Annotated in this window: 16 protein-coding genes and 1 other RNA gene; 4 read left to right on the forward strand and 13 right to left on the reverse strand. The window is 55.6% G+C overall.

Annotation, left to right across the window (positions count from 1 at the left end):
• Positions 1 to 12: 12 nt before the first annotated feature.
• From rnpB to AC1EKE_RS04315, 11 genes are all read right to left on the reverse strand, one after another.
• Positions 13 to 372: RNase P RNA component class A (rnpB, locus tag AC1EKE_RS04265), an RNA gene on the reverse strand.
• A 143-nt stretch (positions 373 to 515) separates the two neighbouring features.
• Positions 516 to 1949: an MFS transporter gene (locus tag AC1EKE_RS04270; RefSeq protein WP_070466148.1), complete on the reverse strand. Its 1434-nt coding sequence runs from the start codon at positions 1947 to 1949 to the stop codon at positions 516 to 518.
• A 156-nt stretch (positions 1950 to 2105) separates the two neighbouring features.
• Positions 2106 to 3359, reverse strand: a complete 1254-nt coding sequence (locus AC1EKE_RS04275) for an ABC transporter permease (RefSeq protein ID WP_480308369.1) — start codon at positions 3357 to 3359, stop codon at positions 2106 to 2108.
• Complete coding sequence (locus AC1EKE_RS04280; RefSeq protein ID WP_296158765.1) at positions 3332 to 3733, reverse strand: ribosome-binding factor A; 402 nt, start codon at positions 3731 to 3733, stop codon at positions 3332 to 3334. The genes AC1EKE_RS04275 and AC1EKE_RS04280 overlap by 28 nt, the downstream gene beginning before the upstream one ends.
• Before the next feature lie 8 nt (positions 3734 to 3741).
• A complete protein-coding gene (locus AC1EKE_RS04285) occupies positions 3742 to 4404 on the reverse strand; it encodes an O-methyltransferase (protein WP_297127539.1) in 663 nt (220 codons plus the stop codon).
• On the reverse strand, positions 4382 to 5857 hold the full coding sequence (gene pyk, locus AC1EKE_RS04290; RefSeq protein WP_297127537.1) for a pyruvate kinase: 1476 nt from the start codon (positions 5855 to 5857) through the stop codon (positions 4382 to 4384). Before pyk ends, AC1EKE_RS04285 begins: the two co-directional genes overlap by 23 nt.
• Before the next feature lie 39 nt (positions 5858 to 5896).
• A complete protein-coding gene (locus AC1EKE_RS04295; protein WP_297127535.1) occupies positions 5897 to 6328 on the reverse strand; it encodes a type II 3-dehydroquinate dehydratase in 432 nt (143 codons plus the stop codon).
• A gap of 9 nt (positions 6329 to 6337) precedes the next feature.
• Complete coding sequence (locus tag AC1EKE_RS04300) at positions 6338 to 7252, reverse strand: hypothetical protein (protein ID WP_480308371.1); 915 nt, start codon at positions 7250 to 7252, stop codon at positions 6338 to 6340.
• 6 nt (positions 7253 to 7258) lie between these two features.
• A complete protein-coding gene (locus AC1EKE_RS04305) occupies positions 7259 to 7900 on the reverse strand; it encodes a DUF3256 family protein (RefSeq protein ID WP_296158761.1) in 642 nt (213 codons plus the stop codon).
• Between the two features lie 3 nt (positions 7901 to 7903).
• Positions 7904 to 9364 (reverse strand): glycoside hydrolase family 125 protein, encoded by a 1461-nt coding sequence (locus AC1EKE_RS04310; protein ID WP_480308372.1) that lies wholly within the window; start codon positions 9362 to 9364, stop codon positions 7904 to 7906.
• 2 nt (positions 9365 to 9366) lie between these two features.
• Complete coding sequence (locus AC1EKE_RS04315; RefSeq protein WP_480308373.1) at positions 9367 to 10827, reverse strand: PDZ domain-containing protein; 1461 nt, start codon at positions 10825 to 10827, stop codon at positions 9367 to 9369.
• Positions 10828 to 11339: 512 nt separating this feature from the next.
• Between AC1EKE_RS04315 and AC1EKE_RS04320 the strand changes: the two genes are divergently transcribed.
• The 3 genes from AC1EKE_RS04320 to AC1EKE_RS04330 all read left to right on the forward strand — a co-directional run bounded on the left by AC1EKE_RS04320 (position 11340) and on the right by AC1EKE_RS04330 (position 16887).
• Positions 11340 to 12836, forward strand: coding sequence for a helicase HerA-like domain-containing protein (locus AC1EKE_RS04320; protein WP_480308374.1), 1497 nt, complete (start codon positions 11340 to 11342; stop codon positions 12834 to 12836).
• 176 nt (positions 12837 to 13012) lie between these two features.
• Entirely contained in the window at positions 13013 to 16036 is a 3024-nt protein-coding gene (gene secDF / locus AC1EKE_RS04325) for a protein translocase subunit SecDF (RefSeq protein ID WP_480308375.1), read from the forward strand.
• A gap of 290 nt (positions 16037 to 16326) precedes the next feature.
• Complete coding sequence (locus tag AC1EKE_RS04330) at positions 16327 to 16887, forward strand: hypothetical protein (RefSeq protein ID WP_480308377.1); 561 nt, start codon at positions 16327 to 16329, stop codon at positions 16885 to 16887.
• A 78-nt stretch (positions 16888 to 16965) separates the two neighbouring features.
• Here the strand turns inward: AC1EKE_RS04330 and AC1EKE_RS04335 are convergent, their stop codons facing one another.
• Positions 16966 to 17670, reverse strand: coding sequence for a hypothetical protein (locus AC1EKE_RS04335; protein WP_480308378.1), 705 nt, complete (start codon positions 17668 to 17670; stop codon positions 16966 to 16968).
• 112 nt (positions 17671 to 17782) lie between these two features.
• Positions 17783 to 20542 (reverse strand): pyruvate, phosphate dikinase, encoded by a 2760-nt coding sequence (gene ppdK / locus AC1EKE_RS04340; RefSeq protein WP_480308380.1) that lies wholly within the window; start codon positions 20540 to 20542, stop codon positions 17783 to 17785.
• A gap of 457 nt (positions 20543 to 20999) precedes the next feature.
• Here ppdK and AC1EKE_RS04345 point away from each other — a divergent pair, with 457 nt between their 5' ends.
• Complete coding sequence (locus AC1EKE_RS04345; protein ID WP_480308382.1) at positions 21000 to 21782, forward strand: formate/nitrite transporter family protein; 783 nt, start codon at positions 21000 to 21002, stop codon at positions 21780 to 21782.
• Positions 21783 to 21851: the final 69 nt, after the last annotated feature.

The raw sequence follows: 21851 nt of genomic DNA on the forward strand, positions 1-21851 counted from the left end.
GCGATCCCCTCCCTTAGGAGTGAGTGGTAAGCCGGGTTCTGTCGTCTTGGTGCTCTCACCAAGCGTCCCTGTCATTAATCTCGGGTGGCGGTTGCCCGACACCTCTATCGATCTACCCCCCGGCATCGGACGAGCAGCCCTCAGTCGCCGGTATACATGATTTTTCCCCTCACGTCTGCGTACGGCAGCCCTCGTCACCGATGGCTCGGTGAGCTCTTACCTCACCTTTTCACCCTTACCTGCAAGCAGGCGGTCATTCTCTGTTACGCATCGAGCGCCTCACGGCGCCTTCCCGTTAGGAAGCGTGATGCTCTGTGTGGCCCGGACTTTCCTCCCGAGACCGAAGTCTCGAGCGACAGGGTCACTCACTCATAGGGAGAGGATCACTCTATACTGCAAAGGTACGATTTTACCTCTTCACTGCTCAGCTCTCAGAAAAGCTCCTGATCTCAAAGACCAAGAGGGTGTGCCGAGACATCGGCACACCCTCTTGAAACTAACTATGTATAGGGGGATTAGTTGTCCTTCTTGATATTGGGCAGCTCGAGACCGAGATTCTTCTTACGGTCGTAGGCCTTGAGGTAAAGGCTTAGGAGGAGCGCCAGTACTCCGAAGGAGGTGAAGATCAGCATAGCGGGGGTGTAATTGAGAGCCTGCCCTGCCACGGCACCGGGATTGGTCTCATCGAGGACACGGCCGATGATCATCGGGACAGACATCAGTCCGATATTCTGGATGAAGAAGGTAGCTGAGTAGGCCGAGCCGAGTACCTTGGCGTCAATCACCTTAGGCATGCTGGGCCAGAGGGCGGCAGGCACGAGTGAGAAGGAGATCCCGAGGAGCACAATGGCACCAATGGCGATCCCGAAGGAGAGCTTATCCGTTGTGAAGGGGTAGAGGGCAAAGATCCCGTGACAGACGATCATCAAGATGGACCCCAGGATTAGCATCGTGGCACCCTTGCCCTTCTTGTCGAGGTAAAGCCCCAGGAAGGGTGTGATGACCATCGCTCCGATGGGGAAGAGACTGAAGATGCTAGATGCCGTCTCTGTACTCAGACCGAGATTGCTCTCGAGCATGTTGGTCGCGTACTTCTGGAAGGGGAAGATCGCGGAGTAGTAAAGTACGCAGAGTAGCGCCACGATCCAGAATGTCTTGATGCCAAAGACCTTGCCCAGGTCCTTAAACTTAAAGGGCTCCTCGTCCTCAACGATGGTGACACTCTGCTGCTTGTCCAGCTTGCGATCCAGCACGCCATATACGAGGTAGAGGAAGAGACCGATCACCAGCAGGATGAAGACAAAGAGTACCGGTGCCTGCACTGCCTGGATGCCTTGGGCGGCAGTCATATCCGGACCAAACTTCTCTACCATCGCATTGTAGATGCGAGGTGACGACTGGAAGACAGCAAAGACGCCCAGTCGGGCTACCGCCATCTCGACGCCCATCGCCATTGCCATCTCCTTCCCCTGGAACCACTTGACGATCGCTCTCGATACGGTCACGCCGCCCATCTCGGTACCCATGCCGAAGATGGCAAAGCCTGCGCAGGCGAGTGCCGCAGACGGGGGGAAGTCAGCGGGGACAATGCTTGACACGAAGCCGTAGAGGAAGCCGCCGTCATGGAAGGTATTGCTCAGTGCATAGACCTTGATGCCGGCACCTAGCACCATCAGCGATCCGGAGAGGATGGCGGTGAAGCGCACGCCCATCTTGTCGAGGATGATCCCGGCAAAGATCAGGAAAAGGCAGAAGACATTGATGAAAAACTCGCTCCCCGCGTATGTGCCGAAGACCGATGAGCTCCAGCCGAGATTCTGGTCCAGCTGAGTCTTTAGGGGTGAAAGCACATCGACGAACATATATGCGAAGAGCATCGTCAGTGCGATCATAATCAGGACGCCCCACCGGACGTACCACTTGTCTCGGAGGGTCTCTCCGTGCGGCATCGTTGCTTGTGCCGTCTCTACTGTACTCATTAGAGATTTTGATTATTGGTTGTGATAATAGTATCCTATCCCCCTCCTTCCCTTCCTGGCAAATGTAAGGAAAAAGATTTCTTCTCCACCTTATATTCTCCGCTTTTTGAGGAAAAAAGCACCTATTTACCCCTTGCGCTCTCCTCGGCTGAAGAGTCGGAAGGCAATCCTGCTGCTGATCCAGCCTACCAAGAGGATGATCGCACTCACCATAAGGAGATCGCCCACTCGTAGCTCCACGGGGTAGGCATCGATAAGTAGTAGGCTGGCATCTCCTCCCAGCTTGAGCCACCCCCAAGTCGCTTGGCTAAGTACCAGCAAGATCCCCGTCACCAGTCCGATAACGAGTCCACTGAGGGTCAGGAGGTAGCTCTCAATATGTAGGATGCTGTCGATGGTACTCGGTGTTGCCCCGAGGGAGAGGAGTACCTGAGTGTCATCGCGCTTCTCTACGATCAGCAGACCGAGGGTGGAGATGACACTGAAGAGGCAGAGGATCAAGACGAAGACGAGCAGGAGGAAGGTTATCCACTTCTCAATCTCCAGTACGCGGTAGGCCTGGGGATTCTGCTCATAAATGTCAAGGACCCTATACCCTAGTCCGAGAGCCGTGGTGAGCTCACGATCGTCAGTATGGTCTGTGGCGAGGTAGGTGACTACGTCACTGTCGTACATAAGCAACTCCCTCAGTAGTGCGATCGGCACGTATACCGCTTGCTCGTCTGCCTCTTCATCGTCGACCTGGAAGACTCCGCCCACGTAGAGATCCCGTGTGACAAAGCTCCTCTGAGGGAGGATAGTCGACATCCGCCCCAGCCGCTTCGGCAGGACGATGGTCAGGGGTGACTGATAGCCCACACCGGCACCAAGCTGTGCGGCCACACCAACGCCGAGTACCGCAGAGGGATAGTCCTCATCTCCTATGTCGAAGTCTCCTCCCACCAAGTGGTCGGCTATCGGGACTACTTGCTGATAGGTGCTGTCGATACCGATAAGGGTCACCGGCATCGCATTGTCTCCGCACTTGGCAAGCGCCTGAGTCGTCAGGACCGGTGCAGCTGTCACTCCGGGAGGCAGTGTGACTGCTGAGGCAGAGTAGTCCTGCCCGACATCGCTACGGATCTCGGTGGTGGGGCAGAGGGTGGCAAATTGATCCGTTGTGAAGCGCTCAAATCCATTGAAGACAGAGAGCGCCACCACCATCACCATCGTCACGATGGCAATAGCCGTCACAGCGACGATGGCGATCACGTGGATCGCCTGCGTACTCTTGCGTGAGAAGAAGTACCTCCACGCGATGAAGAGTGCCGTGCTGAGACTTCTCGATCCGGATCCCATGAGGCGCTCCTCCCTTACTCGTCGTCTAAGCTGGAGATCCACCCCTCCGACTCCTCGTCTCTCGTGTAGTCGTGAGTGGGATTGGCGTCCAGTAGCTCATCGATCTTACGGGCGTACTCCTCCGACCGGTCGAGATAGAAGTAGAGCTCCGGTATCACCCTCATGCGGCTGGCGAGGCTGTTGCCGAGGTCATACCTTATGGTCGATGTATTGGTCTGAAGGGTCTTGAGGATCTCAGGACCCTTGGCATCAGGGAAGATACTTAGGTAGCAGCGTGCAGAGCTGAGGTCCGGTGCCAGCCTTACTTCAGTGACGCTGATGATTACGCCACGCGTCAGCCTCGTATCTGCGAGGAGGAGTTCGCTAAGCTCCTTCTGGATCATCCGTGCTGTGCGTGCGGTTCGTATCGGATTCATATCGGTATTTATTTCTTATAGATAAGTGTAAGACCATCTCGGAGAGGGAGCAGGACCTTCTCCACGGAGGCGTCCTTCGCGATTAGGTCGTTGAAGGAGCGGAGCGACTCTGTCTGCGGGTCGTGACAGTCGCTCAGTGCCACCTTGCCACCCCAGAGGGTGTTGTCAGCGATGAGGAGAGCTCCCGATCTCATCGCCGGGACGATGAGGTGGTAGTAGTCGGGGTAGCCCCGCTTGTCTGCGTCCAGGTAGATCAGGTCGTAGGCTGAGAGATCCATCGTGGTGAGCAGTTCTTTCGCATCCCCTATGAGGCTGGTGACCTTCTCGTGAATGCCCGTCTCGCTGAGGCTGGCTCTGATCACAGGCTCCATCTCATCATTGACATCAATGGTGGTGAGGTGTCCCTCTTCGGGTAGACCCTCAGCGAGGCAATGGGTGGAGTAGGCAGCGTAGGTCCCGATCTCCAGCACCTCCCTTGCACCTGTGATCCGGACCAGCATCCTGAGGAGGCGACCCTGTAAGTGCCCGCAATTCATACGGGGATACATCAGTCGCTCGTCAGCCTCCCGTGTCAGGCGGGTGAGGATCGCCGGCTCCTTGTCGGTGTGGCGCTCGGCGTACTCGGTGATGGCCAGCTCTCTCAGGTGCTCACTTACGGAAGCTATCGGCATGGAAGTCTATGAAGTCTTTCATCCGGTACATCTCCAGTGTGTTGGTCCCTATATGAGGATTGAGCATCCCACCGCAGTAGACGATGGTGTCATCGGTGGTGATCGTCTCTTGGTCGAGGAGGTACTTGATACCCCTCAGGAGGTAGTGGTGGTTGTCCTCGCCATGGGCCTTGTCTTTCTCCAGATAGATGGCTGTGACACCATAGGAGAGGGCTAGCTGTCGGGCGACGGCCTTGTGGGAGCAGAGTGCCAAAATGGGTCGGTCTCCGCGATAGGAGGAGAGGGTGCGGGCGGTCCGTCCGGAGTAGGCATCGCTGATGATGGCGCTCACCTCGGGGAAGAGGGCGAGCGAGTCGACGGCACACTTGGAGAGGAAGCGGGTTAGGTCCGGTCCCTGCTCGCGTGGGCAGGTCAGCTCGGAGAAGAAGTGTGTCGGAGGGAGCTGCTCTGCAGCGCGTATGATCTTCGTCATAGTCCGTACCGCCTCCACGGGGTACTTCCCATTGGCGGTCTCACCGCTAAGCATCACAGCATCCGTATTCATCATGATCGCACTGGAGACATCGCTCACCTCGGCGCGCGTTGGGCGGGGGTTTTGGATCATTGTGTGGAGCATCTGCGTGGCTACGATGACCGGCTTATTCTGGTCGATGCACATCTGTATGATCGTCCTCTGGATCGTCGGGATATCCTCCAGATCCACCTCTATGCCGAGGTCACCTCGAGCGATCATGATGCCGTAGGAGGCCTGTATGATCTCGTCTATATTGTCCACGCCCTCCTGGTTCTCTATCTTGGAGATGATCTTGATGTCACTATGCCCGCTGTCGAGGATCTTCTGTATCTCATCGACATCCTTCCGAGAGCGGACGAAGGAGTGGGCTATGAAGTCGACATCGTTAGCCATAGAGAAGAGGATCGAGTCTCGATCCCTCTCGGTGACAGCCGGGAGATCGATGCTGACATTGGGTACATTGACGCTCTTGTGGGAGCCGATGGTCCCGTCATTGAGCACCGTGCAGTAGAGGGTCGTCTCGTCCTTGCGGATTACTCTCAGACCGAGGAGTCCGTCATCAAAGAGGACAGCTGCTCCCTCCGGTACATCGTGGATGAAGCCGGGGTAATTCACATTAATCACCTCCTGGGTGCAGGGCGCTGTCGGGTCTGCCTGGATCTGTATCTGCTGGTCTGTCACCAGCTCAATCGGTGCTCCGTCAGCGGTAGCTGTTGTCCGGACCTCAGGTCCCTTGGTGTCCATCATAATGGCGACGCTGTCGCTGACAGCGCGGACGTTGTGGATCACTCGCTCAAATCCCTCATGAGTCATATGGGCTGAGTTCATCCTGACGACGTTGACACCGGCGTCAAAGATTTGTCTCAGAAACTCTTGGTCGCAATGCAGGTCTGATACTGTAGCGACGATCTTAGTCGACTTTAGATACTCCTTTACCACGATACTTACTTTTTATATAATAGGTTATTATATTATCTCTTATCCACGTCTGGCACAGAGGTTGGCGAGGGCCAGGCGATATCCGTCCAGCCCGAGACCGATGATTGCCCCCTCGCAGACAGGCGTGAGTACATCCCTCTCTCGGAAGTCCTCACGTGCATGTGTATTGGTTATGTGGACCTCTATCAGCGGTGCCTCCACCATCCGCAGCGCATCGGCTATGGCATAGGAGTAGTGGGAAAAAGCGCCCCCATTGATAATCACGCCGAAGGCATGCCGCACCTCGTCCTGCTGCAGGTAGTCGATCAGGTCTCCCTCGTGATTGGACTGGAAGTAGATGATATCCACAGAGGGAAAGAGCTCCCTCAGCCGCTCTAAGTAGTCCTCAAAGGCGGTTGCTCCATAGAGCTCAGGCTCACGGGCGCCGAGCCTATTGAGATTGGGTCCATTGATGATGTGTACGGTACGCATGGCTGTCGCTTAGTTACCGAGCGAGAAGCTGTATCTACCTATCTTATACCCATCGGCAAAGATCTCTGCCACGTAGCTACCCTCCGGCAGATACTCCTGAATGTCCCAGTAGAGGCTCACCTGAGTCGGCTCACCGCTGTACTCGACCTGTCGAGAGACAGAGTAGGGTACCTGACCGCTCTCGAAGGACATTGTGCCGCTCTCCCCGGGCTGTTGCATCAGTGATCCATCGGGCTTGCTCAGGCGGACATAGATCGTTTTCATCCCTGGCTCAGCAGTGACGTTGCGGTCGACCTGGAAATTGATCTGCAGCTGCTTCATGCTCTTGATCCGCTTCGTGTCGCGCCCTCTGTTATTAAGTCCTACGGTGTGGAAGTTGCTCACCGAGAGCTTAGCGGCGAGCTGTACCTTCTCCGTAAGGTCCGACTTCTCCTCCTGCAGCTGTCTCTGTCGGGATGTGACACGGCTGATCTCCTCGCGCTGAGCCTTGTTTTCTGTCCTGAGAGCTTGATTGGCTCTATTGAGCGAGTCTATCTGGATGACGTAGCTCTTGAGGATCTTGCGGAGGGTGTCGAGCTCGCGGCGGAGACGACTGATCTCAGCAGCATCAGTGCTCTTGACCTGCTTCAGCTCCTCCATCAGTCGCTGCACCTTTGCCTGCTCCTGCTCCAGCCGCTTTGCAATGGAGTCGTTGCTGATCTCAAAGCTAAACTCCTCATACTGCATATTCAGCTCATCAAACTGGTCCTGCAGCATCTGCTTATCAAGCGCCGACAGCTCCCGCATATCATTGATCGTCCGCTGCTGTCGCACGAGGTAGTACCCTCCTCCAACCAGCAGGAGCAGCAGGATGCTGATCCCGACGATGAGGAGTGCCTTGCGCTTACGTTGCTTATCCTCTTGCTCTATCCTTTCTTGATCCATCTCGGGTTATTTCTTTACCACAATTTCGAAGTGATTTTCCCCCCACTTCATCGCCACTGGCTGTACCCTCTTCTGCATCTCCGGGTACAGGGATTGGCTTGTCTTCTCGTCAAGGCTGGTGATCCTCACGGTAAGCAGCTGTGGCTCCATAGGGTCCATCATCGCCCTCCAGTGGAGGTGCCCCAGCTCAGCAAGGGAGCGCTTGATGCGGGTGCTCAGCTGTCCTGAGATGAAGTGCTCCGGTGAGGGTAGGGTAAAAGGGGTCCCCTGTAGCCGGTTCCAGTCGGCATCAAAAAGTGTGACCACTGACTGAGCCGGTACTATAGTGCTGGTGGCGATGAGACAGATGTAGTAGCTCTTGCCGTGTGGCAAGAGTCCCACCTCCAGCTCCGTCAGCCGGTCGAGCGAGAGCCTCAGACCTTGCTCGCTTCGGCTCATCACACTCATCTCCCCGCCAAAGGGATTGACCACCGAAACACCCTCCGGACTCTCGAGGAGCTCGGCACGAAGGGTGCTGTCGGGTAGCAGGGGGATTAGTTCATCCGGCATCCGTCGGAAGACCTCGTCTACCGACTGAGCCTGCAGTCCTACCGCGAGGGAGATATGGACGAGGAGACCAAGTAGTGTAAGTAACGTATATCGACGCATCGGTCAGAGGCTATTGAGTAGGTCCAGCTTTCCCCGCTCGATCAGTGTCAGCACCAGCTCGCCGAAGAGGGTATTCTGCCATGCAAACCAGCTGCGAGTGTACTTCGTCGGGTCGTCCTTGTGAAACGACTCGTGCATCAGCCCCGTGTCGGCATCTGTCGTGAGGAGCTGCTCCATACAAGCGCGGATCTCCTCATCATCGGTAGAGGTGAAGGCGCGCATCATTATGCTCATCGGCCACACCATATCGTAGCCCACGTGAGGTCCACCTATTCCTTCACCGGCGGTGCCGCGGAAGAAGTATGGATTACTTTCGCTCCAGACCAAGCGCCTCGTATTCTGATAGATCGGGTCATCGAGTGCAACGTCACCAAGGTAGCCCATGGCGAGGAGGCTCGGGACATTGGCATCGTCCATAAGGCTGACATTCCCATATCCGTCCACCTCATAAGCATACACCTGACCATAGATCGGGTGCGAGACTACAGCATACTTTGCGAGTGCCTGCTCCACCTCGTCTGCCAGCTCCTCCAGTCCGGTCGCCAGTGCCTCATCGGCATAGCCTCTCCTGATCATCTCAGCAGCCTTACGGCATGAGGTGACGGCAAAGAAATTGGAGGGAATGAGGAATTGGTAATGGGTCGCATCATCTGAGGGGCGGAATGAGGAGACGATCAGTCCCACGGGATTCACCGGCTCGCCCCAGCCTCCACATGACTTAGAGTCTGTACTCCGCTCCGTCTGGCGCATAAAGGAGTATGGTCCTCTGTCCTCCTTGCGTTGCTGCTCGCGTAGGGTCTGTAGTACGAGGCGCATCGCCCTATGGAAGTCCTCATCGAGGATCGAGCTGTCGCCTGTCGCTGCCAAATAGGCGTAGGCCAGTCGTATCGGATAGCAGAGCGAGTCGATCTCCCACTTCCGCTCATGCACCCCCGGGCGCATCTCTGTCATATCGGTCGCCCAGTAGGTGGTCAGGTCTCCATCGAGGAAGGCGTTGGCATATGGGTCGAGACAGATCTGTAGCATCTGACGTCGGATCACCCCTCGGAGCATTTCCGCAAGTAGGGGATCCTCATCTGCGAGAGCCACATAGGGATAGACCTGTGCGCCTGAGTCGCGTAGCCACATCGCAGCTATGTCTCCTGTGTAGACAAAGGTGTCTGGCCGCCCATCCTCATCGTGCCGGAAGTGGACCGTTGTGTCGAGGGTGTTGGGGAAGCAATTCCCCATCATCCAGCGTAGCTTGGGATTGGTCAGCTTACTCTGTACCTCACGGATCACGCGCTCGACCGCATCGGAGCGGAAGAGTCGATCCTCTACAGGCGGTCGCTTGCAGACATACCGGGTGGCGTCCTGCTGTATGGTCTCAGCGATCGGTTTGTAGTCGTAGACACTCTCCTGTGCCCTCACCACCTGAGCGGAGCAGAGCAGGGCGAGAGCGGAGAGGAGGAATGGGTGCTTCATGCTCACTTCAGCTCTATGTAGTCCTTATTGATGAGGCGAGGCTCCACCATAATCACCTGTGGCGCCCCGTCACGGATCACCTCGAAGATCACCTTCGTCTCTCCATTACCGGATGCCGCTACCTTCGCACCCGCTGATACGATGTAGGGATTGTGGGCAAAGAGGTAGCTAAAAGCTCCCAGGTAAGTCTCCTTATCCAGCTCACTTGCCACAACATCGTAGGACTGAGGGTCCCAGTACATACACTGACGGAAGCCGTTATCATCCGGGTAGACAGTTGACTTGGCACGATACTTCCACGTCTTACGGAGGAAGGTCTTGTAGACCGAGCTCATCTTATCTACCGAGCTCTCCAGCAGGCGACCATTGATCGACTTGATCCGGTCTCCCACCTTTAGCCCGGCGGCCTCTGCGGGACTGCCGGGCGTGATGTGACGAATGACCTGCAGGTCGTTCATATCATACCCCACGCCGGTCAGTAGGTGCTGATCGCGGTGCAGGACGAAGGTCGGATTCATCACATAGCGGACGAAGGGGTAATTGGCCAGCATGAGGTAGCAGAAGTTAGCCACATACCGATCTGGATCGTACTCCTTATTGAGCAGCTCGCGAGCTGTCACGCTCCATACCTTAGTGTTATCCTCGCTGTCGATCAGCTCGATGTCCACCGTCATCCGATACTTACCGGAGAACTTTGGGGTATTGATGCTCAAGAATGGATAGTGGTCCACCTCATAGCGACCATCCTTGCGTGTAACCAGATAGTTTTTGAATCCCGGATCCAGATTCGCCTCGCTACCGGGGCGAAAGTCCGGATTGCTCTCAAGGGCGGGCTTATAAACGATGCTCAACTGCCCGCCGGTGGGGAGCTCTCTAAGTCCCTTGCTCACCAGCTCCTTTGCGAGGACACGAGCACCGGGCTTCGTCCCGATCTCCTTGTCTGCAAATGAGAATGTGCTGTATTTGATGAAGTCACGCTTCGTCGGAAGGGTGTAGATAAAGGGCATAGTGAAGCGCCGGGTGGTGACATCCTCCAGACTATACATACTGAAGGCCTGTGCCAGAAGCTCCTCCGTCAGGATCCCTGAGGGGAGGCACTCCTTCCGCAGCACCAAGTCCCACAATGGTGTGCCGGGACGGCGCATCTTCAGTGACACCTGATCGTGAGAGGGATCGAGGATCATCGCTGTGATGGACTCCTCTGAGAGCTTCTGAGTGTCGCGTCCCTCGATCTCGAGGATCACATCGCCCGGGCGGATGCCGGCTCTGTCGGCCGGGCTACCGGGGATCACCTCCACGACCACGGCATGTGAGTCGCCCCAGCTCTCTTGGTAGCTGATCTGATACAGCAGTCCCACGTCGCAGCGGACGCCCGACTTACCCACTTTCTGTCCATACGACAGCGATGCTCCGACCACGAGGGCCATACACAGGAGCCACATTTTCTGACACACTCCGTTCATATTATTCAGGAACTATCTGGTGCATTATTGAATTCTATATACAATACAAAGGTAGATATTTTTCTACTCATCCTCTCGTGTCCTATTAAGTTATGTTAGGGGTGACGCATTTGAGTGGTACGAAACCACTCAAATGCGTCATCTTTACCAATAAATTCGATCCCAAGAAAAACTATGTTTGCCGAACATAGTATGGCTATCTCGCATTTTGACGTGTTAGGAGTGGGAGGAGACAAAAGAGATTGCCTTTACTGTGGTGAGCATAGGTGAGGGGTGTCCCATGCCCGATGGATAGGTACTTGATCTAATACCGATATTAGAGAATTCTTTTATCGGTATTAGAGATCACTAATATCGGTATTAGAGATTTCCATAAAGAGTGGGCTGCTTGAGTAGGGGTGATGCACGAGTGCCGGAGGCTTATGATCGCGGATAAATTGATAGATTTGTGGGGAGATAACTTGTAAAGGGTCGAAGGGGGAGTGACCCGCTGTGTATCTGTAGTACTACTTATGCTTACTAATGATGGAGCCCCCTATGTGGGGTGGACAGGAGAGCGTTTTGTGGGCTTCCTGCCTGAGAAGATGAATCGTCACGGGCTGATCGCCGGTGCGACCGGTACCGGTAAGACAGTCACCTGCCAGATGCTGGCGGAGATCTTTAGCGACCTTGGCAGCTCGGTCTTCCTCGTGGATGCGAAGGGAGACCTCACCGGTATGGTACAGGAGGGTGGAAATAAGTCCTCCGTTACGCGCCGGGTGGAGCAGTATGACCTGAGGAGCTTGGGCTATAAGGAGAGGGGCTATCCGGTGCGTCTCTGGGACCCGTTTGGCGAAGAGGGCACCCCTATGCGGATGACGATCTCCGGCATCGGACCGATGCTGCTGGAGCGGATCCTCGAGCTGAATGACGTGCAGAGCGGCCTACTGGAGATCGCCTTCCGGGTGGCGGATGACAATGGCCTCCTCCTCTACGACCTCAAGGACCTCCAGGCGATGCTGCGCTACCTCTCGGATCATCGTAAGGAGATCTCCGCCACCTATGGCAATGTCTCCACCGCCTCCGTCGGTGCGATCCAGCGCTCTCTCCTCCGGCTGGAGCGTCAGGGTGGGGAGCGGGTCTTCGGTATGCCCGATTTTGACCCCCGTGACCTGCTGACGTCGGAGGGCGGTCGTGGCACCATCCATATCTTGGAGGCTAAGGAGCTGATGAAGTCACCCCGCCTCTACAGCAGTCTGCTGGTGTGGTTGTTGAGCTCCTTCTACGACAACCTCCCGGAGGTCGGTGATCCCGATCATCCGGCGCTGGTCTTCTTCTTCGATGAGGCGCATCTACTCTTCGACGACATCAATAAGCCACTGCTGGAGAAGCTGACACAGGTGATCAAGCTGATCCGCTCCAAGGGAGTGGGGATCTACTTCATCTCTCAGTCGCCCTCAGACATCCCCGATGAGGTGCTGGGTCAGCTGGGAAATAAGGTGGTGCATGCCCTGAGAGCTTACACGCCGTCCGATATGAAGCGAGTGAGAGCGGCTGCGGATGCCTTTCGTCCCAATCCCGCCCTCGATATGACGGAGACGATCCAAGGACTTGGCACGGGTGAGGCTGTCGTGAGCTTCCTCGACGACCATGGGGCACCAAGTATCTCGGAGCGTGTCAGTGTGCTACCGCCGCAGTCCTACATCGGTCCCCTGACAGATGAGGAGCGGGATGCGCTTATCCGTCAGTCGCCTCTGGAGCGTGTCTACCGCGAGAGCATCGACCCGAGAAGTGCCTACGAGGATTTGGCAGATCGGGAGGAGAAAGGTCGTGTCGAGGAGGAGCAGAGGGCAGAGGCCGAGAGGCGCGCCAAAGCAACGAAGGCGAGCGCAAAGCCACAGCAAGACGACTTCTCTGACCTGCTGGGGGGGATACTCAAGTCGGCTACCCGAGCCATGGGATCAAGTGCCGGGAGAGAGATCACGAGGTCGATCCTTGGCACTCTCTTGGGCGGTAAGCGGCGTCGCTAAGAATGGTCTATCCTCTTAAAACAAATTTTACTTTGGTCGGGTAGAGTGCAAATTGGCATAAAATCAGTACATTTGCCAACCGTAAAAGTACCCTGCTCTCACCGTAAAGGCTGAGGTAGGGGACTGCGGGTGAATGACAGAGAAATCAATAATCACTACATACTTATAAGAGACTGATGCAGAATAAAGGCTTAGTAAGGTGGACAACCATCCTCTTAGTACTGATCAGTGCGTACTACCTCTCCTTTACGGTAGTGGCATCGATCTACGAGAGTAAGGCTAAGGAGTATGCTGCGGGCGATGTGAATAAAGAGATCGCCTACCTTGACTCCATGGCTCCTCAGAAGGTTTGGCTTGGCTCCACTCTAAAATCGGTTCGTGAGAATCAGATCGGACTGGGACTCGACCTCAAGGGCGGTATGAATGTCGTCCTAGAGCTCAACGTGGCTGACGTGCTGGATAACCTCTCCGGCCACAGCCAGGATCCCACATATCGTCAGGCGCTGACCAATGCCATCGCAAGGCAAGACCAGACGCAGAAGGACTTTGTCTCCCTCTTCGTCGACGAATTCCACAAGCTCGACCCCAATGCTCGTCTGGCTGCCGTCTTTGGCACCCTGAGCAATAAGGAGAGTATCAATACCAATAGTAGCGATGACGAGGTGATCTCCTTCCTCCGTCACTCGGTCGATGATGCGATCGACAGCTCACACAAGGTGCTGCGCAATCGTATCGACCAGTTTGGTGTTGTGGCGCCGAATATCCAGAAGCTCGAGGGGAGCAACCGCATCCTCGTGGAGCTGCCGGGTATCACTGAGCCGAAGCGTGTACGCAAGTTGCTCCAGGGTAGTGCTAATCTTGAGTTCTGGGAGTGCTACCTGGGCTCTGAGGTGTCAGACTATCTCGTCTCTGCCGATCAGGTGCTGGCTCGTCTCCACTCCTCCTCCGATCGTCCTGCTGAGACTGAGGTAAGCGAGACTGCTGAGGAGAAGTCCACCGAGGAGGTTACTGACGCTGTAGAGGCTGCCGCTGACAGCGCCAAGAGTGCTGCTGAGGCTCTGGCACAAAAGATCGCTGCCGGTGCCGACACGACCGCAGTGGCTGAGACTGCTGAGACGCAGACGGCATCTAAGGATAATCCTCTGCTCTCTCGCCTGCAGCTCTCCCGCGGTAGCTCTGCAGCCGTGGTCGCTGTGGCCCGTAAGGCAGACCGTGCCGCCATTGACTCTATGCTCAGTCTGCCTCAGGTAAAGGATGTGCTGCCACGTGACCTTGTCCTCCGCTGGGGCTCCAAGGAGCTGAGCGAGGGGAGCAACGTCTTCGAGCTGTATGCTCTCAAGGGCTCTCGCCGGGGCAATGAGCCGGCTCTCGCCGGTGACGTGGTCACCAGTGCTAAGAGTGAGATCAATCAGCAGCAGGGACGTCAGGATCCGGGTGTCTCCATGACTATGAATCCTGAGGGCACCAAGGAGTGGGCACGCCTGACGAAGGAGAATGTCGGCCGACCCATTGCCATCGTCCTCGATGATGTGGTCTACTCTGCACCTAATGTCCTCAATGAGATCCCAAATGGTACCTCACAGATCACCGGTCACTTCACAGTTGATGAGGCGACCGACCTTGCTAATACCCTCAAGTCGGGTAAGATGGCTGCCTCTGTACGTATCGTGCAGGAGGATGTCGTGGGACCATCCCTCGGTGCTGCAGCTATCAAGGCAGGAGTGATCTCCTTCCTTGTAGCACTCGTGCTGCTTATGATCTATATGTGCCTCATCTACGGTCTCTTCCCCGGTATCGTCGTCGACCTGGCACTTTTGGTCAATCTCTTCCTCACTCTAGGTATCCTCGCCTCGATCCATGCAGTCCTGACCCTACCCGGTATCGCCGGTATGGTGCTGACGCTGGGTATGGCGGTGGACGCCAACGTGCTCGTCTTTGAGCGTATCAAAGAGGAGCTTAAGAAGGGTAAGACGATGCTGAAGTCGATCCAGGAGGGGTATGGTAATGCATTCTCTGCGATCATTGACTCCAATGTCACCACGATCATGACCGGTCTGATCCTCTATTTCTTTGGCTCAGGTGCGATCCGAGGCTTTGCCACCACGCTGATCATCGGTCTGCTCATCTCCCTCCTCACCGCTGTCTTCATGACTCGTGTCATCTTTGAAGGTCGTGCAGAGAAGGGCAAAATGAATGGTGTCACCTTTGAAACCCCGATCTCTCGCCACTTCCTCGAGAATACCCGTGTTGACTTTATCGGACTCCGCAAGATCGGTCTCACCGTTGCCGTTGTGATCCTTGCGATCGGAGGTGTGATGATGGCCACTATCGGCATCCCGAGAGGTATTGACTTTACGGGTGGTCGTAACTATGTGGTAAAGTTTGATCACACCGTGACGCCTGCCGAGATCACCTCTCTCGTGAGCCCCGCTCTTGATGGGCATGTCAGCGTAATCCGCATCACTTCAGAGGATCAGGTACGTATTTCGACCAACTACAAGGTGGAGACCAATACCCCTGAGGTGGACAAGGAGATCGAGACCAAGCTCTATGAGAGCCTGCAGTCACAGCTGCCTCAGGGTACGACCCAGGATCAGTTTGTCGAGCAAAATATCCAGAGCTCACAGAAGGTGGGTGCCAGTGTCGCTGACGACATCAAGACCGGTGCCACCATCGCTGTGATCCTCTCCCTGATCGTGATGGGTATCTACATCCTGATCCGCTTCAAGGACTACGCCTTCTCAGTCGGAGCCTTCGCATCAGTGACCTTCAATACCTGCGTGATTATCGCCTTCTACGCGATCCTCTGGAAGATCATGCCCTTCACCATGGAGATCGATATGAACTTTATCGCTGCCGTGCTGGCGATCATCGGATACTCGATCAATGATACAATCGTTGTCTTTGATCGTATCCGTGAGGAGCTGAAGTATCACCCTGATATGGAGCGCAAGGAGCTCTTCAATCGCTCACTCAATATCACCCTTACTCGTACGATCAATACCAGTACGAGTACCTTGCTGGTGGTGCTGATGATCTTCTTCTTCGGAGGTGCCAGCATGAGGAGCTTTACCTTCGCTATCATCCTCGGTATCGTCTTCGGTACACTGAGCACCCTCTTCGTGGCGTCGCCGATCGCCTGGATGATTAATAACCATAATCACAAGAAGTCTCAGCAGAAGCTTGCCGCTCGCCGGTAATCCTTTATACTGAGTATTATCTAGTCCGACCTGCCGAATCCTCGGTGGGTCGGACTTTTTTTGCTTCCCCCTATGTATATAAGGTGTCCCAAAGAGTGCTGAAGAGATTCTAACTCCACGAGGAGCTCTTGTATGGCTACGACTTCTATTTGTCTCCTCACTGCCGTAATCCTCGCGATGAGACCGGTCGGGTCTCTTGTGCACCTCATCAGATGTATTGTTTTATTGGAAAATAGTATACCTTTGCCTAAACAGATAAGTAATAGATATCAAAGTCAAGTAATTGTCCTATGAACGTAAAAAAGTGGATGCTCACTGCGGCTGCTCTGCTGCTCTCTGCATCGTTTTCCTCAAGTGCCAATGCGCAGCAGGTGCTCACGGAGGGCCCTCTCAATGAGGTGAAGATCAATCTCCCCATGGCTCTCGCCGGCAATATTGAGCTCTCCTATGACCGGATCCTGCTGGAGGATCTGTCGCTTGGCGTCGCTGCCAGTGCCGCTTGGGAGGACTCCTATCCCTACAAGTATGCGGTCATGCCCTATACTCGGTGGTTCTTCTGGAAGCACCGCGGTCAGGACGAGTTCCCCGGTGCCGGCTTTTTCATCGAGGTGAATGCCGGTTTCTTTGGTTGCAAGTACACTAAGAATACTACCGTAGGGCTCAAGATTGATAGTGAGGACGCCAACGGCTTTGGTGCCGGTCTTGGCCTCGGCATCGGCTGGAAGTGGATCTCCAAAAGTGGCTTCGTCGGTGAGATCTACACCGGAGCCGGACGCAACTTCGTCTCTGCCACTAAGGATGATGTGCCTGCCTACATCCGCAGTGGCATCAGCCTGGGCTATCGCTTCTGATCCTTACAGATACATACATAGAGAGTGGGCAGCTTCCCTTTTGATCGGGAGGCCGCCCACTCTTTTCATACCTATTAGTCAGGGGCGCTTGAAGTCAGTCAGCTCTTTTACGCTCAGCTCTTTTCCCTTCCTCTTCTCCTCCCTATAGAGACCCCTCCCCGGTATGATCCACTGGGTGATCTCCTCTCGCTCTACCTTCTGCTCTCGCTTGCCCATCACCTTAGCGTCGGTCTTGGACACCATAGTGTACGAGCGTACGATCGTGGAGACCTCGCCGAAGGGGGTCTGACGCGTCTCTCTCCGGAGGATCTTGTCCCCCTCAACGGTCATGGTAAGGTGGAGATTGAGCAGTCCGAGGAACTTAACCTTCGCCCTCACCTCCAGTGTCTGGTCGGGAAATGTCTGTCCGGGAGTCCCTTGCAGGGGGAGCATCCGAAACCGGTCTCCGCTAAGGCAGTTGATCTCGACCTTGGCAAGCTTAGCCGCCTTGCCAGTCATCTTCTGACGTACCAGCGTCCTCAGCTCATCTATGGAGTAGTAGACGCCTTCAGGCAGTACCAGCTCAGATATCGGGATCTCGTCTGAGTCGCCCGGTGTGCTGCTCCAGACGTTATTGCCCTTGACACGGCGGAGCATTAGTTGCTCGGTCGAGCTTTTCCCATCCTTACCTGTCATCGTATAGGTCGCTTGGGTGCCTATAGGGTCAGAGGGGATAAAGATCTGTGCGGATGCCGAGAGTGCTGTAAGCAACAGTGGCAGTAGAGTGATGATCAGTTTTCTCATATCGGTTTCTTGCTTTGTGACTTGATATCTCAAATGTAGCAAAAAAGAGAGGAGCTGCCCCACGTGATTGGGACAGCTCCTCTTGTCTTATCTCAGAGTGAGACTAAAAGTGTCACTCCTGCATCGCAGCCTCAGCATCCTTGCGGTGCTCGATAGCAGCCTGTGCCGCTGCCACGCGAGCGATCGGGATGCGGTAGGGCGAGCAGCTGACGTAATTCAGCCCGACTGTGTCGCAGAATTTCACGCTCGACGGCTCACCTCCGTGCTCACCGCAGATACCGCATACCAGCTCGGGACGCGCCTTGCGACCACGCTCGGCAGCGATACGGATCAGCTGACCCACGCCGTCCTGATCGAGTACCTGGAAAGGATCCACATTGAGGATCTTCTTCTCGAGATAAACGGGCAGGAAGGATGCGATGTCGTCACGAGAGTAGCCAAAGGTCATCTGCGTGAGGTCATTGGTACCGAAGGAGAAGAACTCCGCCGAGGCAGCGATCTTATCTGCCGTCAGGGCTGCGCGGGGTACCTCGATCATCGTACCGATCTTGAAGTCGATCCGTGCGCCCTCCTCCTCGAAGAGTGCCTCTGCTGTCTCGGTGATGATGCGCTTCTGCTCATTGAACTCCTGCACGATACCTGCCAGCGGCACCATAATCTCGGGGATTGGGTTGTGTCCCTCCTTCTTCAGCTCGATGGCTGCACCGAGGATGGCTCTCGTCTGCATGATCGTGATCTCGGGGTAGGTGTTGCCGAGACGGCAACCACGGTGACCCAGCATAGGATTGTGCTCAGCCAGCTGCTGCACCCTCTCTCGGATGTACTTGACGGTCACACCCATGTCCTGAGCCATCTCCTCCTGACCCTTGGCATCGTGGGGGACAAACTCGTGTAGCGGCGGGTCAAGTAGGCGGACGATCACTGGGTGACCATCCATGGCGAGGAAGATCGACTTGAAGTCCTCCCTCTGGATCGGGAGCAGCACCTCGAGTGCCTTGTATCGATCCTCGGCAGTCTCGGAGAGGATCATGTGGCGAATCGCCTTGATCTTCTTTCCGTCAAAGAACATGTGCTCCGTGCGGCAGAGACCGATACCTACGGCGCCAAACTTACGGGCCACCTTCGCATCGCGCTCGGTGTCCGCATTGGCACGCACGACCATGCGGCTGTGCTTGGAGCAGAGGTCCATCAGCATCTGGAAGTCGTCATCCAGCTCGGGTGCCTCAGTCTTGAGCTCACCCTCGTAGATACGACCGGTAGAGCCGTTGATAGAGATGTGATCTCCCTCGTGGAAGACCTTGTCCCCTACGGTGATGGTGCGGGCCTTGTAGTCGATATTGAGCGCTCCTGCACCGGTGATACAGCACTTACCCATACCACGTGCCACCACGGCTGCGTGGCTGGTCATACCACCGCGTGCGGTGAGCACACCGTCAGCCACCTGCATACCGGCGAGATCCTCCGGAGAGGTCTCGTCTCGGACGAGGATCACACGATGTCCCTCCTTGTGGTGCAGCTCCTGAGCATCGTCAGCAAAGAAGCAGATGATACCCGTAGCGGCACCGGGGGAGGCGGGCAGACCGCGAGCGATCAGCGTGGCGCTCTTCTCCATCTTCTTGTCAAAGATCGGGTGGAGCAGCTCGTCCAGCTTATTGGGCTCGATGTGCTCGATGGCAGCCTCCTCGTCGATCATGCCGTCACGGAGCAGGTCCATGGCGATCTTGACCATCGCCCGACCGGTACGCTTACCATTACGGGTCTGGAGGAACCAGAGCTTACCCTCCTGGACGGTAAACTCCATATCTTGCATATCGTGGTAGTGCTGCTCCAGCTTGTGCTGGATCTCGAAGAGCTCCTTGTAGATCTCAGGCATCGCCTCCTCGAGAGAGGGGTGCTCGGACTTGCGCTCCTCCTCGCTGATCCCCTTGTACTCGGCAAACTGGCGCGAGCCCTTGAGGGTGATCTGGCTCGGGGTGCGGATACCGGCGACGACATCCTCACCCTGTGCGTTGATCAGGTACTCGCCGTTGAAGACATTCTCACCCGTAGCGGCATCGCGAGAGAAGCAGACGCCGGTGGCACTGGTGTCGCCCATGTTACCGTAGACCATCGCCATGACGGTCACAGCCGTCCCCCACTCCTCGGGGATGCCCTCCATGCGACGGTAGAGCACGGCGCGCTCATTCATCCAGGAGCTGAAGACGGCAAAGATCGCACCCCACAGTTGCTCGTTGACATCCTGCGGGAAGGGCTTGCCGGTCTTCTCCAGCACGGCAGCCTTGAAGCGCTTCACCAGCTCCTTCAGGTCCTCCACTTCCAGCTCAGTATCCTGGGTGACGCCCTTAGCCTTCTTCACCGCACGGATCTCGAGCTCGAAGGGGTCGATGTCATCCTTATTCTCGGGCTTCAGTCCCAGTACCACATCGCCGTACATCTGGACAAAGCGGCGGTAAGAGTCCCAAGCGAAGCGAGGATTATTGGTCAGCTTGGCAAGTCCCTCGACAGCCTCATCATTGAGACCAAGGTTGAGGATGGTGTCCATCATACCCGGCATGGAGGCAGGAGCACCGGAGCGGACCGAGACGAGGAGCGGATTAGCCGGGTCGCCAAAGGTACGTCCTACAAGTGCCTCGATCTTACCGATATTGGCCTTGACGTCCTCAGAGAGAGACTTGCGGATATTCTCTGCGCCCTCGGTCTGATAGGCTCTGCAGACCTCTGTCGTGATTGTAAATCCGGGAGGCACCGGTACGCCTACGAGGTTCATCTCGGCGAGATTAGCTCCCTTACCACCGAGGAGCATACGCATATCTGCGCGACCCTCGGCCTTGCCGTTGCCAAAGGAGTAAATCTTCTTACTGCTTTCGCTCATACTATTTGTTTCTTTTGATTTATTTTGGATTGCAATCCTAATTCTATTGATAAGCTTTCTGAGAAGCACTCTCGTGCCTACACTACAAAGGTACAGACGATTGCCCTATATTGCACGGAAATCACCGATTAGGGTAAAAAATATCTAATTGTACCCGCCCACTATTTTTCTGACTTGTTCTTTTTGACAGACGATATGCTCTTTATTGTAAGGGTTTAGAGGGAGAATTATGGCAGGAGCTCCCCCAGCTTTGGAGAGCCACTTCTTTTACCGGTAAAAGAATCTTCTAATACCGGTATTAGAGTTGTCTAATATCGGTATTAGTGATGTCTAATATCGGTATTAGTTTACAGCGAGATCGCGACTGGTTTTTACCCACCTTTTTCCCGGCCTGTCCCTAGTTTCGGACGAAAGAGCTAAGTTTGCCGACGTATCACCAACAATAGCATTCCCGAAAATGAAATCACCCGCAGAGATCGTCGCCTCGACCTACGCGACGGCAGAGGCAAAGACCTCGCTCTCTCTTACTAATATGATCCTCCTCGGCTTCCTCGCCGGAGTCTACATCGCCATGGGAGGCACACTGGCAACCCTGGCAGGCGGTGGCTTCGGTGCTGCTGCGGCAGGCAATCCGATCATGCCCAAGCTACTGAGCGGCTTCTTCTTCCCCCTCGGCATCATCCTCGTAGTCATTGCGGGGGCAGAGCTCTTCACCGGCAACTGTGCCGTGCTGGTGCCGGCGGCGATGCAGGGGAGAGTGCGGTGGGGACGTGTATTGCTCGGCTGGGGAGTGGTCTGGTGTGCCAACTTCCTCGGGGCGCTCTTTTGGGACTACTTCCTCGTCTACCTCACAGGGCTGATGGAGCCCGAGGCTTTTGGCTCCTTTATCCGCACCACTGCGGAGACGAAGGCCTCGCTCTCCTGGGGTGAAGCCTTTGTGCGTGGCGTGGGGGCAAATTGGTTTGTCTGTCTTGCCATCTGGCTGGCGACGGCGGCGGATACGATGTCCGGTAAGATGATGGGGCTCTGGTGTCCGGTGATGGCCTTTGTGGTGATGGGCTTTGAGCACTCTATTGCCAATATGTACTACATACCCACCGGCATGATGTATGGCGCTGAGGTGAGCCTCTCTCAGCTCCTGCTCGACAACCTCCTCCCGGTCACCCTCGGCAACATCGTCGGCGGTGCCCTCTTCGTCGGTGCGCTCTACGGCTGGATCTACGGCAGGAGCCAGAGGTGAGATAATAAATGGAAAAGGGGTACCTTTGTGCAGGATCTATATCCGTTGGACGACAAAGAATACATAGCA

Source organism: Porphyromonas sp. C0041D3 (assembly GCF_056590575.1).

Coding starts and splice junctions, on each gene's coding strand:
- AC1EKE_RS04295 (WP_297127535.1), bottom strand. CDS start 6,328: ATGCGTACCGTACACATCATCAATGGACCCAATCTCAATAGGCTCGGC.
- AC1EKE_RS04315 (WP_480308373.1), bottom strand. CDS start 10,827: ATGAACGGAGTGTGTCAGAAAATGTGGCTCCTGTGTATGGCCCTCGTG.
- AC1EKE_RS04335 (WP_480308378.1), bottom strand. CDS start 17,670: ATGAGAAAACTGATCATCACTCTACTGCCACTGTTGCTTACAGCACTC.
- AC1EKE_RS04310 (WP_480308372.1), bottom strand. CDS start 9,364: ATGAAGCACCCATTCCTCCTCTCCGCTCTCGCCCTGCTCTGCTCCGCT.
- ppdK (WP_480308380.1), bottom strand. CDS start 20,542: ATGAGCGAAAGCAGTAAGAAGATTTACTCCTTTGGCAACGGCAAGGCC.
- AC1EKE_RS04320 (WP_480308374.1), top strand. CDS start 11,340: ATGCTTACTAATGATGGAGCCCCCTATGTGGGGTGGACAGGAGAGCGT.
- AC1EKE_RS04285 (WP_297127539.1), bottom strand. CDS start 4,404: ATGCCGATAGCTTCCGTAAGTGAGCACCTGAGAGAGCTGGCCATCACC.
- AC1EKE_RS04330 (WP_480308377.1), top strand. CDS start 16,327: ATGAACGTAAAAAAGTGGATGCTCACTGCGGCTGCTCTGCTGCTCTCT.
- AC1EKE_RS04305 (WP_296158761.1), bottom strand. CDS start 7,900: ATGCGTCGATATACGTTACTTACACTACTTGGTCTCCTCGTCCATATC.
- AC1EKE_RS04270 (WP_070466148.1), bottom strand. CDS start 1,949: ATGCCGCACGGAGAGACCCTCCGAGACAAGTGGTACGTCCGGTGGGGC.
- AC1EKE_RS04300 (WP_480308371.1), bottom strand. CDS start 7,252: ATGGATCAAGAAAGGATAGAGCAAGAGGATAAGCAACGTAAGCGCAAG.
- AC1EKE_RS04345 (WP_480308382.1), top strand. CDS start 21,000: ATGAAATCACCCGCAGAGATCGTCGCCTCGACCTACGCGACGGCAGAG.
- secDF (WP_480308375.1), top strand. CDS start 13,013: ATGCAGAATAAAGGCTTAGTAAGGTGGACAACCATCCTCTTAGTACTG.
- AC1EKE_RS04280 (WP_296158765.1), bottom strand. CDS start 3,733: ATGAATCCGATACGAACCGCACGCACAGCACGGATGATCCAGAAGGAG.